Genomic DNA, 14,386 nt, shown 5'->3' with positions numbered 1-14,386 from the left:
GGCATAGTAGAAATATCCAAACACCAATGACAGTCCAAGAAGGGCTAAGGCAGCCACCTTTCTGATCATCGAACGCCTCTCAAATCACGGTCGCAAACTATAGCTTCGCCCATTCACGTAAACTTCGTTTGGATCTGGTGCCATTAGGCATAACAAGAACGGTTGTCGCAACCTGCTCGTCAGTGCGAATGATTCTGCCGCACGCCGCGTAGGGCCGCTTCATTCCAGATTGACGTCGCCCAAGCGCGGAGCATGGACCTGTGTTCTTATAACGAAGGCAGCGGCTGCGCCCGCAATTGCGCCAAACAGGTGAGCCTCCCAAGAGACGCCGGGTTGACCCGGCAGAACGCCCCAGAGAATGGAGCCGTATAGAACTCCGACGAGGAGTGCTGCGCCCAACGTGATCGGCGAGCGATCCACCAAACCACGCGCCACGAGGAAGCCGAACCAGCCGAAGACAAGCCCCGACGCACCGATATGGATGGCGGAGCTTCCAAATAGCCAGACGAGACCGCCGCCGAGGCCGATCACCACGGCGTTCACAGCCAGCAAGGCCCGCGTGGCAGTGGCCACCAGCAACCCGCCCATCACCAATAATGGCGGTGTATTGGCCATCAGATGCGAGAAGCTTCCGTGCAGGAGTGGCATTGCGATGATACCATCCAACCCGCTGACGTGCCGGGGGATCAGGCCAAAGGCCGGGTTAAAGCCGTAGCCTGTGATCCAGTTGACGACTTGAACCACCCAAAGCAGCAAGACAAAGGCTGCAAGCGCCTTGGCGCGCCAAAAGAATGCGCCCATGTGATCCCGTTTCCTCATGTCGGCAACAGTAGCTGTCTTCGCAGCACCTTCAACGGCTTTCGTGCGCGGCACAGGGGGACACTTCTGGACTTTTCCTGCCTGACCCGCCCTGTGTCGGCGTGGGCTCTGGCCCCGCCTATCCTTACACTGCGGTTGACCGTCTAGACCAAGACCTCTCTGACAACTGCAAGAACGGCTTCACCGGCGAGCGCGATAACTGTCGACAGAGCAGTTACGACAAGACCGCCCGCGGTCATCGAACCGGCAACAAGTGCGCCGTCGCGTTGCAGCATGCCGACGGCGATGCCAAGGATACAAAGTGCTGGCAGCATGTTGCCAAATGGGATTGGCAGCGCAATGACGACGGCAAGAACCAAACAGACCGCTCCGATCACGCGTGTCTGGCCGATCAGCCCGGGCCAACGCGGGCGCGACACGCGCTCCAGCCTATTCAGGGCCTGGCCGATCCGGGTGGATCCCATTTTCAGAAGTCGTAGCGGGACGCGGCGTTCGCTCAGCCAGACAGGCAGGCGCGGTTCGGGGCCGAACAAAAGCATCAGCACAGAGACAAGGATAAGTGGGATGGCGAGAATAGTGCTGAGACCTGCCACGGGCAGCGGAAGCGCCTCTGGCAGGGCAAAGATGAGCAAGATCAACGCATAGGTGCGGGGTCCGGCAAAGCGGGCCACGTCTCCCAATGTCGGGGCGCTTTCGTCGAAGCGGTGGCACAATTGCGCGAACAGCTCAGTAGTGGACTGGGGTGGAGTGCCAAAGTCGTATTGAGGCATGGAATGGCGTCCGGCATTGCTGACAAGAGAAAGCGGGCACATAGCCTGCCACGAGGATGAAATCATAAACAGCTGCGGGCCCTCATGGGCCCGCAGCACACCGCAGCGGCGTCAGTCGTAGCGCCGGTCGAACGTAATCACTGTTCCGTCGGCGCGGGTCAGGCTGCGCGCATAGATTTCGCGCGGGAAGACCAGATCGTCATCAACCGAGCCGTTGACGATGACCGTCTCACCGACTTCGGCGGGAACCCAGTTGGGGCCGACATAGATACGGATATCGCCGCTGGCATCGGTGAGGCGGAACTCATCCTCGTCGGTGATCCGTTCGACAATCCCCTGTACGGTGACCATCGTGCCGCGCTGTACATCGGCGATGGGTGTGATCTGACTGGCGAAGGCCGCTTGGGTCGCAAGGGTCACGCTAAGTGCAGCAATGGCAAAGAATTTCATGGATAGCTTCCTTGTTGAAGGGTCAAGAGTTCGGAGATCAGTCGAGAGCCACGATCAGCAGCACCGCGATCGCGGCCGCACCGATTGCAAGCCAGGCCTTGGGCAGACGGATTTCCACCTCGCCTGACAACCATTTGCGGCTCTCCCGCAGGTCCATCTTCTTCACGTCATTGCCGTCGTTCATTTGTTTGCTCCTCTGCATGTGGATCGCACATCGATCCAATGAGAGCTTAATGAAGCTTGATTCTGACCGCTGACTGACGGCTTGTCAGAATATTGAGGCTTCAAACGTCAAAACGATTTCCAGGCCAGCGCCTTTGGGCTTTTGCACCGCGACTGTGCCACCCTGAGCGCGCTGCAACCGGTCCACGATGGCCAGCCCTAGCCCCGTTCCGCCCGCAACCGCGCCGGGCGCGCGCCAGAAGGGTTGGAATATCCGCTCCCCTGCGTCAGCCGGAAGCCCAGGCCCGTGATCGCGCACCGAAAGGCGCGGGCCTGGGCCTAGGGTAACCTCGACCTCGCCCGGTCCGCCATGCAGTACGGCGTTCTCAACCAGATTTGTTAGCGCCAGCTGCACCGCTTCGTCATTTGCCCTCGCCAGAACCGGCGTATCCGGCAGCGAAAGAGACAGGTCCACCCCCTTGCTATAGGCGAAGGGCGCAAGGGCCGACAGCACCGCCTCTGCCGGTCTGCGCAGATCAAGCGCGCCCTCGGTCGGCGCACTCAGTGCTTCGGTTCTGGATGCCGCCAAAACCTGCTGAACGGTCCGCGCGAGGGCCGCCAGATCAGAGCGCAGCTTGTCGGTTGTTTCGCCCGGCGGCAGCGCGTCCAGCCGGGCGGTCAACACAGCCACTGGCGTGCGCAAAGCATGGGCGGCCTCAGCCGCGTGCCGGGTCTCTGCCGCAAGCGCTGATGCCAGCCGGTCGAGTGCGCGTTGCGTGCCATCAATCAGGTCTGCCACCTCTGAGGGAACAGGGCCCGACGGGGGGGGTGTCACGGCTCCGGGGCTTAGCGTTCGTGCCCAAGCGGCAGCACGGCCTACCGGTGCCAGTTCGCGCCGGATCACGAATGCGCTGGCGCCGATCAGCAACAGCGCCATGGGCAGGATCGGCCCCCAAACATGCTGGCGCAGCTCGCTTAAGAAAGCATGGCGCAACAGGTTCTCTGGGTCGGACGTCATGACGAAGACCATCCGCAAACCATCGGTCCTGTCACGGAATTCGTGCCCTGCATAGAGCAATCGGCCCGTAGGCAAATCGACCGCTGTCACCCAGTCGTCGGCATAAAGATCGAGAGCGGATGACGGAATAAGGGCGCGGTTCATGGCGTCAACGACCGTTCCGGTGCGATCCACCAGCGCGAATGCATAGGCTGTTGGATGTTTCGCGAACATTGCCCGTGCCGGGGCATCGGCGGGCAAGCCGCTATCCTCCAAACGTGCCCCTAAACGTTCCGTCACGTCCGCGACGACTTCGGCCTCTAACTCGGCACGGTCGGAGCCATAGTAGGCCCCGACCACGACCATGTTCAGGACAACGATGATGACCGTGATCAGTACCAGACGCCGTATCAGCACCTGTGCCAGCGGACGGTTCGGCCGTGTCATTCACTGCCCTCGCGCGGCAGCATCCAGCCGACACCTCGCACGTTCACAATTGGCACCGGGCAGCCCGCCGTTTCGAGCGCGCGGCGCAGGCGCGACACGGCTGCTTCCAGTGCGTTCGGTGTGACCTCGTCGTCGATCGTGTAGATTGCCTCTTCCAGAACCTTCCGCGACGCGACGCGGCCCGCATTGCGCATCAAATGTTCCAGTACACCCAGCTCGCGACGCCCAAGTATGATCGGTGCATCATTCACGCTGACGCTGCGTGCCGCAGTATCCAGCGAAAGCGCGCCTAGTCGTAGAGTGGTGTCTGACCTATCGCCCGGGCGGCGCAATACGGCACGGGCGCGCGCGACAAGCTCGGGCATCTCCACCGGCTTCACCACATAATCATCTGCGCCGCCATCCAGCCCTGCCAGCCGGTCGGCCAACTGATCGCGCGCGGTCAACACGATGACCGGCACCCGCCCCCCTTGCCGCAGGGTCGGCAGCAGGCGCAGCCCGTCACCATCAGGCAGACCCAGATCCAACAGCACCAAGCCATAATCCGAGAGACCCGACAATTCGCGCGCATCCGCAGCTGTCGCGGCATGATCCACGGCAAAACCTGACCGTCGCAGCGCATCACAAACGGCCTCGGCCAAAGGGGGGTGGTCTTCGACAAGCAGGACGCGCATCCGGGGACAGCTTTCAGAGTAGAGCCAAGGCGAACGGGGTGTGAATGGAAAATAGAGCACTTCCAACAGAGTGATAGCGAAATGTGACTGCCGTCGTTAGGCGGCGAGGCTGACGGCAGTCTGACAAACTCTCCTTCAGCGCCGACTGTCTAAACAAGATCGCGGGGCAACGCCCGACGGGATCAATCAGTGGCCTTTTCCCTTAAATGCGGCGTCTCGCATGGACGAATGCCCACCCTGCCAATTGGGCGTTTTGGTCAAACTCGATTTCCTTAGACCTTGTCCGGTGAGGATCGAACCCGTTGAGCTTTGATGGTGGGCTGATCAGATCATGGCATGCCTGCCCCCTTTCCCGGACAGCACGCGGTGCCATCTCTCCACATTCTCTGTAGCGGGACGGCCAAGTTTATGGCCACCGCGACCCTGTCGCGGCGGCGTCCTTTGGGCGCATCAACAGTGCTATTCGCAGCCGTGCAAACTGTTGCTCGGACATCCCGGCTTAGGCTTTAGCCAGACCAGAGGGCTGTACCAGGATGGAATTGTGACCAGGCAAACCAAAAGGCCTGATGACTGCCTTGATCGGCCCCGCGCGCATCGACCGCGCGAATGCCGCCCGCCGTAAGCACAAGGCGGACATTCTCGAACTCGATCTTTTCGCCCCGTTTCAGCGCGATCATGGCCGCGCTGCGCTGGAACGCCACCGGCTTTCCAGAGGCCGCGATGACCCCGATGATATCCTCATGAACCGGAAGGCGCGGGTCGACATCACCCACGGGAAAGATCGGGCCGTTTGCATCACGCCCGTTTCGGAAATCGAAATCCCGGCCCAGCGCCAGTTCCTCGACCAGCACGGTTGTTTCGGGATGCGCGGCGCGCCATGTCCCCCAGTCGGTGGTGATCACGCTGGCCTGTTGCAATTTTAGGCCGCGTTTCGCCAAGGGTCCGGTCACGGCATGGCCGAGGAAGGTGTCGAAGATCGAAAATGTCCGGACATCGTACATCACCTTGTTCGACCGGATCAGCAGCCCTGAGGTGCGCAGGATTGGCCGTTCGGTCCCGGCGGGCAGCCCATCGGTAAAATAGGCCTGTGCGGCACCGCATAAGGTGCAATAGGGAATACCGAGATTGCGACCGCCCAGCGTATCGTTGACCATCTCGCGCACTTCCATGATGCGCCGGGGATAGGCCCGGGCTTCGCCATTCACCACGATCCCGAATACGATGTCATCATCGTCGAGCCATGTCGCGGCCTTGGCGCTACTGACCTTGGGGTTATCGGCAGCGGGAATGCAGTTACACGGCTCGTCCGTCTGCCCAAAGCCCCGGTCGCCGATCAACACGCCGCCCCACGACACCATCCGCCAGTCGATATCGCCCTCGACAAAGATCCGCTCCCAGCCGGGCACGGCAGAGGTGAAGATCGTGCGCTTGATCTCCAGATAGCCCGGTGGCGCCGGGATATCCCAAGCGATCAGAGTGTTTGTGATGACTTCCCAGTGGTTCTCGGCCGGCGGATCGACCTTTAGCAAGTCGGCTGCGGCGTCTGCGAGAGTGATGTTCAAACTGCCATTGGTGACGAAGCGCATCATGTCGCTGATCAGCCACGCAAGGCGGGGGTCCTCCGATCGCACGATCTCGATCAGAGCGTCGGATTGCGCCTCTTTCCACGACGATTGTGTGAAGCTATCGACAAAGGCTATCTGCATCGCGGCCCGCAATGCCTTTGAGGGCGGGCCAAGCGGAACCTTGGGCGGGGTGCCGAATTCCTTGATCACGTAGTCCGGAAGCGCGCCAGTGGTCTGGGCTGGGGCGTCGTTGGACCATAACAACGACAGCGCCAACAAGGGGGCAAATAACCAGACAAATGATGGATTGCGCAATTTCGATATCATACTGGGCCCTTCCGGTTACCGGCTTCACACAGATCGCTGCTGCAGCAGGACGCCTCATATCTGCCGTCCGACATGCCCGATGCGCAGTTCAGAATTGTCGGGCAATATGCTGTGCGTGCCACAAGTGTGGTCGCACTGTCGCGTGGAATTGGCATCTGCACCAATCAAGATTGAATCAAATTTGGGTGATCACGTGGGACAGCGCCGATTCATGATGCGGCCGTGGCGCACCCAAGGCGGAACCACTTGGAAAACGCCCAGAGCCTGTGCAGAGCACGCGAACCGCCTCTCTTAGGCCCACGCCGCTTGATCTCCTGCTCCGCGCCGAGGGCATGCCCCTGGTCGACAGCGGCACAGGCGGGCTTCTGCTTGCAATGGCCAAGAGGGGCGACCGAGGTGTTGCACAGTTCAAGCGCCTCTCGCGTACCGGGTGAGGGTAATTCGGTGATCGCCCAACCGGCGCAGCACACGGTTATTTTGCCGCCGCTGGACGGGTATCAGGCGCTGTCGGCGCTTTTCTCGGGCGTGCTGCCCCCAGCCAAAGAATGCGTCAAAGTTGTAGACATGACAATTCACTTTACCTAGGGTTACCTGAAGGATAGATTTCCAAGGCCTCTTTTCACACCCGCCTTTTCACCAGAATTATGAGACAAGGCATAGATATGACAGATTCCAGCCCGTTTCAGGGTGTTTCCGAATTACGCTCCTGGGTTGCCTCGGGCGGTGTTGTCCGCGCCGGGCTTCCTGCCAATTTTATGTCCGAGCTGCTGGCTTCGCTGTCAATTTTCGCCGTCCTCGCCAACAATCTATCGGAAAGTCTTGTCAGGATCGACGCGAGATGGCGCGATATGGGCGGGGACAACATGCTGAAGGCCTCACTCGGCCAGCTTCTCGTGCTTCTCGGCGACACGGTCGCGGAATCGCGGCATGCCACGCAACAGGCGATGAGTGTCAAGGTCGCCGGAAACAAGGTCTTCGGAAGGATTGAGCGCGAAATCGCGACACACGGCAAGCAGATCAGAGAGATGACGGCCGCGATCCAAACCTCTGAAGAGCGGATGGAGGCTGCTGCGAAGGCCGCGAAGGAGGCGAGCGACAAACTGAACGCGGGCGATTACATCCTGCACGGTCTGGAAGCGATCTTTACCTTTGGCCAGGTCGATAAAAACCGCGACAATCTCAACAAGCTCAACACTTCGATTGCAATCCACAAGGGCGAGGCCGCGTCGCAACGCCAGCATCGAGAACTCCTTGGGGTGTACAAGGCCGAGCTTGTCGCGCTGCGCAATGGGGTTGAGCGGGTGCTGACCGTCGACCAGACAATGACACAGTTCCAGAATGACTTGGTGGCCTTGGGGCCCCTGCTTCTTCCGGCCTACCAGCAAATCGAGAAATCCGAGGCTACGTCAAACCTGAAGGTCGCGAACATCCACCTCGAGCGGGCACGTCCAAAGATGGACGCGATGTCGAGATGGATACAGACCTTCGCCATCACTTAGGTAGCCCAGCCTGAACTGAAAGGAACCAGCATGACCGATGACAGCATTGAAACAATCGACTTCACCAAGCCGTTCGAGCCCTTGATGTCGCTCATTGGGCGCGAGGGGTCAAACCGGTCAGAGCTTTGGCAGGCTTGGCACTTTCTTCAGGTCTACGCGAACTGGGGTATCCGCTTGCCGACGTCGGAGACGGACTTCAAGGCGATCATGGGTGCCGATGCTCTGAAGTTCGATTTTCTGCCCCCAATGCAAGACGGCAATTTGCTGATCTCGAAAGCCTGCGAAGCGTTCCTCAAGAACGTCTTCTCTGAGGTCATTCAGGTGGGCATGGACCTAAAGGTCTATGCCGAGACAACAGCCGGGGGCGAGGACGGGATGCTGCAAATCATCCTCGACTCGGTCGAGGACGGCGATACAGAAACAGCACTGGAGCTGCTGACAGATCTTCAAAAGGACGCCAATTCCGCCAGCACGAGGGCGGGCAATGTCAAAGTTGCGCTCGACGCGTTCCGGACAGAGCTTGGCAAGGCATTGGGAAAGCTCGACACCGCGCGCACAAGCCTCGACAGCGACAGCAGCACGAACGAGGAGACGCTCGGTATCCTCGCGGCGGATGCGAACACCGAGGGCTCAATTGCCTACAAACACAAGATGCTGGAAGAGGCGCGGCGGCTGCATACAGAGGCGACAATAGCTGCAGCGACCTCGCCCACTTACATCTGGGTGCTGCCACCCCTTGGCCTGATCGCAACAGGCGTCGTGATGGGCATCTACACGGACAAGGCGATCCAGCGGATGAAGGATATCGAAGAACTGGAGGATTCGATCCAGAAGGAGGGCGCGCATCTGAAACAGGCTCTCGCGGCGCGCAGCGTCTTTAGCCAAGGCTCAAACGGCCTGGCGAACGTCATCAGCTATAGCGAGGCGGCCTCGGCTAAATGCGGCGTGGTTCAAGAGACATGGAAGGGGATCGCGTCGCATATCTCCGAGATGGCGAAATACCTGGAGAACACCACGAGACAATCACCCGATGGCGAGAACGAGGTGAAATCGAAGCGCTTGCTGGGTGTGGCCCTGCGCAAGGTCGAGAAAAACTGGCAGACGATGCTGCCCGACCTGAGCGAGTTGATGACTGACAACTACGTCAGCATCGCACCTGGAACAGCCACCGTTGCCGAGGTGTTCAAAAAGCTCGGCGGCTGAAGCGTGGGGGCCCTCGCGGGCCCGCACACCCCTTCCAGCACACAAAGCGGAGAGAGTCTTTCGATGAAACACAATTGGGCCGAGCTTTATTCCGCCAAGACCATCCAGCGTTGGCACCTGCCTGAATACCAGCACCTCAACCCAGACTATGGAGAGTTCCGCGCGCCGCTGCTGCGTTGGAGCGAGATCGACGCAAGCATTAAAGACGCCGACAAGCTGGCGATGCTGGTGATCTGCTGCGACGTTCTGGTCCTCGATAAGGCACCGACGTTGCGCTGCCCGACTTTCATCTTCGCGCGTGTGATCGAGATCGGGGCGAAGGCCGACCTGACCTTCGACCTGAGCGACGGCACCAAGCTGTCTTTAATCATCGCGGCGCAACGCATCGTCGATGCCGCCACGGGCGTGCCCGCCACACTGACGCTTGCGACCGTCAGTCTCGACGCTGGCGGCGATCTTGTCGAGGCCGAGACGCATATTGCCGCCGACGGCAGCACAACTGCCTATGTGATGGAACGCGGTGAAGAACGCGCGACAAAGGTTGCCGCCTCGGCGGCTGCGCTCGACTTTCTTGCGCCCGGCGAGCCGCTGGCAGTAATGCTGACGACGACGTTCCAGATCGCGTGCCTGCTCTCGACCGAAGAGCCGCGCCTTGCGGCGGACCAAGTCATGTGGGTTGCAGCCCTGACGGCGCGCCACCCAACCTCGCACATGCTGTCATCGGATTGTCACGCGCTTTACAAGACGTTGATTCAGTTAATGGACATCGGTGCTGGCGCGCTTCTTGTTCCGCACCTTGACCATGAGATCTACGCCGAAAAATCGAAGGCCTGCCTTGCTCTGCTGCACCAGCGCGTGCAGCGCTACGACGCTCTGGTCGAGAAGGCGAGGACTGACGAGCACTGGCGCGACCAGGTGGCGATTACTATCGCAGATAAGCAGAACGAGGCCGAGCTCGCCGCGAACCTACGCGCGCAGACCGAGGCAACCTGCGAGCAGATGCGCAAAGCGCGCCAGATCGCGGCGGCGAACCTTCTGGAATGCCAGACCGATCTGAGCGATCTGATGGTGGACTTCCAGCGCGGCATCAAGAACTGGCAGCGCGACGAGACGATCAAGGCGTCGATCGAGATATTCACCGGTGTGGTGGATTTGGTTCAACAAGTCGGGACGATTGTCGCCTCGGGCGGAACGCTCGCGGCCATCCCCGTCATCGACAATATCAAGATGTTGGCAGGTATGTCGGTAGACCTGTCAACGCGCGCGGCGAAAAGTGACAAGTTCGAGGACGTCATCGATATCAGTTGGCTTTTCGAAGACAACGACGATGGCGATCCCCCGGAATATACGGCCGAGAACGCCAAGGAAGACGTCATTTCGTATTTCGAGACACGCAAAGCGGATCGGGAAGCGGCGCAGAAGGAGAAATCGCGCCAGGACAAGATCAAGAAAGGGGCTGCCGATCTCAAGAAGGCCGGGATTTCGGCTGGCAAGGATGTAAAGGGCATCTACGACGGCATCATGCGCATCGTCGACATTGCGGAGAAGGCGAAGAAGCTCGAGCAGCAAAGCGAGGACTTTCTCGTCAAGGCCGCAGCCCAAGTGAAGACGTCCTTCGGGGCGATAGCGCCCATCGGACTCGACGTTGTGACCGGGGGTGAAGACGGCTGGGCGCAGACCGAGCTGGGCCTTGAGGAGATGTTCGACAAGATCAGCGACATGATGGACAAGCTCGGCGGCGGACGCGCCTACCGGCTGGCGCTCAGGCGGCTGGTGCTGCATGGCCGTACGATGAGCCAGACGCGCCTCGCGCTCGCCAAGGCCAACAACGACCTCGCGGACGCGATCCTGCGCGAGCGGGCGGCGCAGGCCTCGCGGCGGATCTACGATGGCTACCTGCGCGATCTTTCGCAGTCGCAGGCACGCGATACGGCGCTGCGGCAACTTGCCTTCGGGCGTGTGCTCGACAGCAAGCGCAGCGTCTACTTGGCAATGGAAGCCTTCATGCGGGCGGCCAGCTACTTCACGCTGCGTCCGATCGACCGGTCAGTTCTGCCCCGGATCACCGACAGCGTCGACGCGTTCTCCGAAGCGGTGATGACCCATACGGGAACCTGGGTCACCAGCATTGCACTTGGCCGGTCGCCAGGGCCGATGGATGTCTGGCTAGACGTCGACTTGACTTTGGCGGCCGGTGCGGCCGACGATCCGGACATGGTCATCGCGCAAAGCGATGCCAGAGCCACGGACGAGACGCAGGCCGACGGCGATGACGGCCCCCCTGCGTTGGCGATCATGCGAAGCGCTGATGGCTCTGTCAGTGTAACGATCCCAACCGATCACCCACGGTTCAACCGTTGGTACAGGGTTCGGCTCGACGCTGTTCGAGTCTATGCAGACGGGGTGCACTCTGACGGCGATCTCTGGATCGACATCCAGACAGACGGCACCTACCTCGACAAGACGCCCTCCGGTGGCACGGCGCGATTTGTGACCCAGCCCTTTATGCGCGCCTTCGTTTACAACCCGCTGGATGTGGCGGCGATGCCCACTGGCGACAGCGCAACAACCGGGCGCTTTGGCGAGGATTTCTTCAAGCCGACACCCTTTGCGACCTGGCGTTTCACGATTTCCCGGCAGGACGGTCGAAACCTCGATCTGCGCGCGTTGACGAAGCTGCGCTTGAACCTGAGGGGAAGCGTCATGTCATGAGCCGCGCCGTTCCGCGCCCTACCCAGCCGCTGCGTCGATGAAGTGTCCTGCCGGTGCAATTGTTGCCATGTCCCCCTAAAATAAAACCACTACTTTGATGTTTGCCCGTATGCCGTTCCCCACAGTTGCCCGTCCTCGTTCCAGCTTGCGGAGAAGGTTTCTGCGTGGACGACCTTAGAGCACAGAAAATTGCTGGAAGAATTACGTGAGAGGTAGCATTTTCCTGTTTCGCTCAGAAGATTGCCTGCCTTAACGCTGGTTGTGGTACCTTAAACCTGTCTGCCTTCACGTACCGCCCGCCCCGAACTGGTATAGAGTTTCACTCTTCGCAACCCTCGCACCTCAAACCAACGTTTTGCAGCGATGGGGTTTCCGAGGCTCGAGAAAATTCGGAAAAGGCAGACCTCGATGACAGCTTCGGATCGCATCTTGCGCCAGTCGATCTGCGTCAGGTCTGGAGCGTCGTTGCGTTTCTCGGCAGGCACCAGACAATCCCGAACATGATAAAACCGCGCTGCTGCCAAACGGTCAGCATGTTTGATCGGTGGTTTGCCGTAAACCTTGTAAGGATCAGACTTCTCTGTGGCCAGATGGTCGTCCTTGATCGTGCAACTGCCCGTGGATCGACATTGCACCCTAGTGTCTTTTTCTAAAGCGCCCGCCATTGCGCCGCCTGGGATCAGGAGCAGGAATGCTGTAACGGGGAGAGCAAAGACACCAGTTTTCATCACTCATTCCCAAACAACGCTCAAAAAAAGCTGACGTCCTTCGACTATACAATCAAGGGTTGATATGTACAGCGTGTAAAGTAAGGAAATACTGCCAGAGCCGAACAGTGACGGTGATGCTGGTGAGGCGATCCGTGGCCTGATCGAGAAGAGCGTGCTGCATCCAGACCCCACCACTGGGCGGATGTCTGTCCACCTTCACGTCGCACTTGCGGGCATCCTGGCGCTGAGCCTTGGGGGTGCGGGGAAGTCCGGACAGCAAAAAACCTCCCTTGAACAGGAGGTTACGCAAAGTATAGAATTTTTGGTTGCGGGAGTAGGATTTGAACCTACGACCTTCAGGTTATGAGCCTGACGAGCTACCGGGCTGCTCCATCCCGCGACGGTGTATAGTCCTGATTGGTATTGGTTTTCGGACTATTTTAGGCGCATGTTTATGCGCTGTTTTTTGACGCCTATTTTATGGGAATAGGGTTTGATCGTTTTTGAGAGATACATGAGTTTTACGAGGCTTTTACCAGGTTTGGCAGCGACCTACTCTCCCACGTCTTGAGACGCAGTACCATTGGCGCGACAGCGCTTAACGGCCGGGTTCGGGATGGGACCGGGTGTTTCGCTTGTGCTATGGCCACCAAACCGGGAAAAAGCCTCGTTATGTTTGTCCTACCGCCCGGAGGGCTACTTGAGGACATTTTTTGTCCTATCGCCTATCGGCTAGTTGAGGACGGGTATCTCCAACCGTCTTGCTCCGGTTGGGGATTGGTTTCCAAGTCAGTACTCTGTGTTTTGTGTATGCTTTTGATTTGTTCTGTAACAGTCTTGCTATTACTGGATCAAATCAAGCCTATCGGGCCATTAGTACCGGTCAACTGAACGCATTGCTGCGCTTACATCTCCGGCCTATCGACGTGGTGGTCTACCACGGCCCTCAGGGATACCTTGTTTTGAGGGGGGCTTCCCGCTTAGATGCCTTCAGCGGTTATCCTGTCCGAACATAGCTACCCTGCACTGCGGCTGGCGCCACAACAGGTCCACCAGTGGTTCGTTCACCCCGGTCCTCTCGTACTAGGGGCAACTCCTCTCAAGTATCCTACACCCACGGCAGATAGGGACCGAACTGTCTCACGACGTTCTAAACCCAGCTCACGTACCTCTTTAAACGGCGAACAGCCGTACCCTTGGGACCTGCTCCAGCCCCAGGATGAGATGAGCCGACATCGAGGTGCCAAACACTGCCGTCGATATGGACTCTTGGGCAGTATCAGCCTGTTATCCCCGGCGTACCTTTTATCCGTTGAGCGATGGCCCTCCCACTTGGGACCACCGGATCACTATGGCCGTCTTTCGACTCTGCTCGACTTGTCAGTCTCGCAGTCAGGCTGGCTTCTGCCATTGCACTCAACGAGCGATTTCCGACCGCTCTGAGCCAACCTTCGCGCGCCTCCGTTACGCTTTAGGAGGCGACCGCCCCAGTCAAACTACCCACCACGCAGGGTCCCGGACCCGGATAACGGGCCGCGGTTAGACATCAAGAGTGCGAAGGGTGGTATCTCAAGGGAGGCTCCACAGGGACTAGCGTCCCTGCTTCAAAGCCTACCACCTATCCTGCACATCACAATCCTGATGCCAGTGCGAAGCTATAGTAAAGGTGCACGGGGTCTTTCCGTCTAACCGCGGGAAGCCTGCATCTTGACAGGCAATTCAATTTCGCTGAGTCTATGTTGGAGACAGCGGGGAAGTCGTTACGCCATTCGTGCAGGTCGGAACTTACCCGACAAGGAATTTCGCTACCTTAGGACCGTTATAGTTACGGCCGCCGTTTACCTGGGCTTCAATTCAGAGCTCTCACCCCTCCTTTTAACCTTCAGGCACCGGGCAGGCGTCAGACCCTATACGTCGTCTTGCGACTTCGCAGAGCCCTGTGTTTTTAGTAAACAGTCGCCACCCCCTGGTTTGTGCCCCCAGCCTCTAGTTGCCTAGAAACCGGGCCTCCTTCTCGCGAACTTACGGAGGTATTTTGCCGAGTTCCTTCA

12 protein-coding genes, 1 tRNA gene and 2 rRNA genes (1 of these 15 only partly in view) are annotated in these 14,386 nt (G+C 59.3%); 4 read left to right on the top strand and 11 right to left on the bottom strand.

From position 1 onward, the window contains the following. Nucleotides 1–219: 219 nt before the first annotated feature. The 7 genes from RAK1035_RS07535 to RAK1035_RS07510 all read right to left on the bottom strand — a co-directional run bounded on the left by RAK1035_RS07535 (nucleotide 220) and on the right by RAK1035_RS07510 (nucleotide 6,211). Nucleotides 220–801, bottom strand: coding sequence for a rhomboid family intramembrane serine protease (locus RAK1035_RS07535; protein WP_008283077.1), 582 nt, complete (start codon nucleotides 799–801; stop codon nucleotides 220–222). A gap of 161 nt (nucleotides 802–962) precedes the next feature. Beyond that, complete coding sequence (locus tag RAK1035_RS07530; RefSeq protein ID WP_157132437.1) at nucleotides 963–1,589, bottom strand: exopolysaccharide biosynthesis protein; 627 nt, start codon at nucleotides 1,587–1,589, stop codon at nucleotides 963–965. 111 nt (nucleotides 1,590–1,700) lie between these two features. Then, nucleotides 1,701–2,039: a hypothetical protein gene (locus RAK1035_RS07525; protein WP_008283075.1), complete on the bottom strand. Its 339-nt coding sequence runs from the start codon at nucleotides 2,037–2,039 to the stop codon at nucleotides 1,701–1,703. A 37-nt stretch (nucleotides 2,040–2,076) separates the two neighbouring features. Further along, on the bottom strand, nucleotides 2,077–2,223 hold the full coding sequence (locus tag RAK1035_RS20160) for a hypothetical protein (RefSeq protein ID WP_008283073.1): 147 nt from the start codon (nucleotides 2,221–2,223) through the stop codon (nucleotides 2,077–2,079). Nucleotides 2,224–2,307: 84 nt separating this feature from the next. Next, nucleotides 2,308–3,645: a sensor histidine kinase gene (locus RAK1035_RS07520; RefSeq protein WP_008283072.1), complete on the bottom strand. Its 1,338-nt coding sequence runs from the start codon at nucleotides 3,643–3,645 to the stop codon at nucleotides 2,308–2,310. Then, nucleotides 3,642–4,319, bottom strand: coding sequence for a response regulator (locus tag RAK1035_RS07515; RefSeq protein WP_008283071.1), 678 nt, complete (start codon nucleotides 4,317–4,319; stop codon nucleotides 3,642–3,644). The genes RAK1035_RS07520 and RAK1035_RS07515 overlap by 4 nt, the downstream gene beginning before the upstream one ends. Nucleotides 4,320–4,825: 506 nt before the next feature. Beyond that, entirely contained in the window at nucleotides 4,826–6,211 is a 1,386-nt protein-coding gene (locus RAK1035_RS07510) for a DUF3179 domain-containing (seleno)protein (protein ID WP_008283070.1), read from the bottom strand. Between the two features lie 444 nt (nucleotides 6,212–6,655). On the opposite strand from RAK1035_RS07510, the gene RAK1035_RS20155 reads away from it, so the two are divergent. The 4 genes from RAK1035_RS20155 (at nucleotide 6,656) to RAK1035_RS07495 (ending at nucleotide 11,625) form a co-directional block, all read left to right on the top strand. Continuing rightward, nucleotides 6,656–6,796 carry a hypothetical protein gene (locus tag RAK1035_RS20155; RefSeq protein ID WP_008283069.1) on the top strand — a complete coding sequence of 47 codons (141 nt, stop codon included), beginning with the start codon at nucleotides 6,656–6,658 and terminating at the stop codon, nucleotides 6,794–6,796. 77 nt (nucleotides 6,797–6,873) lie between these two features. Beyond that, nucleotides 6,874–7,710, top strand: a complete 837-nt coding sequence (locus RAK1035_RS07505) for a hypothetical protein (RefSeq protein ID WP_037298900.1) — start codon at nucleotides 6,874–6,876, stop codon at nucleotides 7,708–7,710. 30 nt (nucleotides 7,711–7,740) lie between these two features. Next, nucleotides 7,741–8,913 (top strand): hypothetical protein, encoded by a 1,173-nt coding sequence (locus RAK1035_RS07500; protein ID WP_008283067.1) that lies wholly within the window; start codon nucleotides 7,741–7,743, stop codon nucleotides 8,911–8,913. Nucleotides 8,914–8,976: 63 nt separating this feature from the next. Then, nucleotides 8,977–11,625, top strand: a complete 2,649-nt coding sequence (locus RAK1035_RS07495; RefSeq protein ID WP_008283066.1) for a hypothetical protein — start codon at nucleotides 8,977–8,979, stop codon at nucleotides 11,623–11,625. Between the two features lie 269 nt (nucleotides 11,626–11,894). Here RAK1035_RS07495 and RAK1035_RS07490 read toward each other — a convergent pair whose 3' ends face one another. The 4 genes from RAK1035_RS07490 to RAK1035_RS07475 form a co-directional block, all read right to left on the bottom strand. Further along, nucleotides 11,895–12,353, bottom strand: a complete 459-nt coding sequence (locus RAK1035_RS07490) for a hypothetical protein (protein ID WP_008283065.1) — start codon at nucleotides 12,351–12,353, stop codon at nucleotides 11,895–11,897. Nucleotides 12,354–12,658: 305 nt separating this feature from the next. Then, nucleotides 12,659–12,735 (bottom strand) — tRNA-Met (locus tag RAK1035_RS07485). Nucleotides 12,736–12,874: 139 nt separating this feature from the next. Beyond that, nucleotides 12,875–12,989, bottom strand: a 5S ribosomal RNA gene (gene rrf / locus RAK1035_RS07480). A gap of 198 nt (nucleotides 12,990–13,187) precedes the next feature. After that, nucleotides 13,188–14,386: ribosomal RNA gene (locus RAK1035_RS07475) — 23S ribosomal RNA — on the bottom strand (it continues 1,631 nt past the right edge of the window).

It is taken from the genome of Roseovarius sp. AK1035 (assembly GCF_003288315.1).
Classification (GTDB): domain Bacteria; phylum Pseudomonadota; class Alphaproteobacteria; order Rhodobacterales; family Rhodobacteraceae; genus Roseovarius; species Roseovarius mucosus_A.
Note: the sequence above shows the minus strand (reverse complement) of the source record. Positions and strands in the feature narration are given on the sequence as shown.